Annotated in this window: 1 protein-coding gene; it reads right to left on the minus strand. The window is 72.5% G+C overall.

Features of this window, described 5'->3' with window-relative positions:
* Positions 1 to 325: 325 nt before the first annotated feature.
* Positions 326 to 2,549, minus strand: a 2,224-nt coding sequence (locus X946_RS04600; RefSeq protein WP_038744530.1) for a heavy metal translocating P-type ATPase, incomplete at its 5' end; no start/stop codon positions are given.

Consider the following 2,549-nt stretch of genomic DNA (forward strand, 5'->3'; position numbering starts at 1 on the left):
CCGCCGACCGCCGACCGCCGACCGCCGACCGCCGACCGCCGACCGCCGACCGCCGACCGCCGACCGCCGACCGCCGACCGCCGACCGCCGACCGCTGAAACGTTCAAACGTTCAAACGCAAAAGCGCAGAACCGCTCAACCGCGCCTCTCGCTTCACGCGCGGATCGCGCCTCTTCACGCTCAGAGCCCGTTTGAAAATTGATGAAACGGCGAATTCCAGCTCATCTGGTCCACGCCTGCATTCCTTGCCGACGGGCTACTTTCAAAGCAGCGCTCTACATCAGTGTGGCTACGAGGGCGGAAATTTGCATTTCCAAACGGGCTCTCAGCGCGCGTCGCCTTTCCAGCGCCGCAGCAGCAGCGCGTTCGTCACGACGCTCACGCTCGAGAACGCCATCGCCGCGCCGGCGATCATCGGATTCAGCCAGCCGAGCGCCGCGAGCGGAATCCCGACCAGGTTGTAGACGAACGCCCAGAACAGGTTCTGCTGGATCTTCCGATACGTGCGGCGCGAGATGTCGACCGCATCCGCGACGAGCGCCGGATCGCCGCGCATCAACGTGACGCCCGCCGTGTGCATCGCAACGTCGGTGCCCGTCGCCATCGCGATGCCGACGTCGGCGGCAGCGAGCGCGGGCGCGTCGTTGATGCCGTCGCCGACCATCGCGACGACGCCGTCGCCCGCCGTCGCCTTCATCTGCGCGACGACGCGCGCCTTGTCGTCCGGCAGCACTTGCGCGTGGACTTCGTCGATGCCGAGTGCCGCCGCGACGGCCGCCGCGCTGCCCCGGTTGTCGCCCGTCACGAGCGCGCTCCTGATGCCGCGCGCCGCGAGCCGTTCGATCGCGCGGCGCGCGTGCGGCTTCACCGTGTCGCCGAACGCGACGAGCGCGAGCGCCTCGCGCGGCGCATCGGCGCGCATCAGCCACGACACCGTGTTGCCCGCCGCTTCGAGCTCCGCTGCGCGGCGCGCGACGTCGGCGGGCACGGCGATGCCGAGCTCGTCGCGCCAGCGCGTGCTGCCGAGCGCGAGCAGGCGGCCGTCGACGTGCGCCTCGACGCCGCGCCCCGCGACCGCGCGCGGCGTGTCGGTACGCGCGTCGGCGAGAGGCGAGCGGCGCGCGTCGGCGTCGGCGTCGAACGCGGCGACGACCGCGCGGGCGAGCGGATGCGCGCTGTCGCGCTGGACGGCGGCCGCGAGTGCGAGCGCGTCGGCGCGCGCAACGCCGATCGCGTCGAACGCGGTGACGGTCGGCTTGCCTTCCGTCAGCGTGCCCGTCTTGTCGAATGCGACGATGCTCGCACGCTGCGCGAGCTCGAGCGCCTGCGCATCCTTGATCAGCACGCCGTGCCGCGCGGCGACGCCCGTGCCCGCCATGATCGCGGCGGGTGTCGCGAGGCCGAGCGCGCACGGGCACGCGATCACGAGCACCGCGACCGCGTTGAGGATCGCCGTCTCGACGCCCGCGCCCGCGACGAGCCAGCCGGCGAACGTGACGAGCGCGATCGCGACGATCGCGGGCACGAACACCGCGCTCACGCGATCGACGAGGCGCTGGATCGGCGCTTTCTCGGCCTGCGCGGATTCGACGAGGCGGATGATGCGCGCGAGCGTCGTTTCGGCGCCGATCGCGGTCGTCGCGACGGTGAGCGTGCCTTCGCCGTTGATCGAGCCGGCGGTCACGCGGTCGCCCGGCTCCTTCGGCACGGGCAGGCTCTCGCCGGTGATCAGCGATTCGTCGACGTGCGTGATGCCCGCTTCGATCCGGCCGTCGACAGGCACGCGCTCGCCCGGCAGCACGCGCACGACGGTGCCGATGCGCACCTGCGCGAGCGGGACGTCGCGCTCGACGCCGCGCTCGACGATGCGCGCGCGATCGGGGCGCAGCGCGTTGAGCGCGCGGATCGCATCGGTGGTCTGCCGCTTCGCGCGCGCTTCGAGCCATTTGCCGAAGCGCACGAGCGTGACGATCACCGCGGACGCCTCGAAATACAGATGCGCGGTGTGGCCGGGATCGCGCAGCATCAGCCAGATGCTCAGGCCATACGCGGCTGACGTGCCGAGCGCGACGAGCAGGTCCATGTTGCCCGCGCGTGCCTTGAGCGCGTGCCACGCGGCGCGGTAGAAGCGCGCGCCGAAGCCGAACTGCACGATCGACGCGAGCACGAGCTGCAGCCAGGCGGGCAGCGCGGCGTCGACGCCGAACGGCGCGGCGAACATCGGCAGCGCGAGCGGCGCGGTCAGCACGGCGGATGCGATCACGAGCGCGCGCTCGCGGCGCGCCTCGGCGCGCTTGCGGTCTTCGGCGGCAGGCGGCGCGGGGCGGGTCGGGGCGGCCGGTGCAGCCGGTGCGGCTGCGGCGGAGGCCGCGGGCGCGGCGCTCACCGGCGATGCGCGATAGCCCGCCCGCTTTACCGCATCGACGAGCTGAGCGGCGTCGAGATGCGCATCGGCGTCGACCGTCGCTTTCTCGGTGGCGAGGTTGACCGTCGCGCGGGTGACGCCGGGAATGTGCGACAGCGCTTTTTCGACGCGGCCGGCGCATGAC

The organism is Burkholderia sp. ABCPW 111, from assembly GCF_000773065.1.
In the GTDB taxonomy this organism is placed as follows: domain Bacteria; phylum Pseudomonadota; class Gammaproteobacteria; order Burkholderiales; family Burkholderiaceae; genus Burkholderia; species Burkholderia savannae.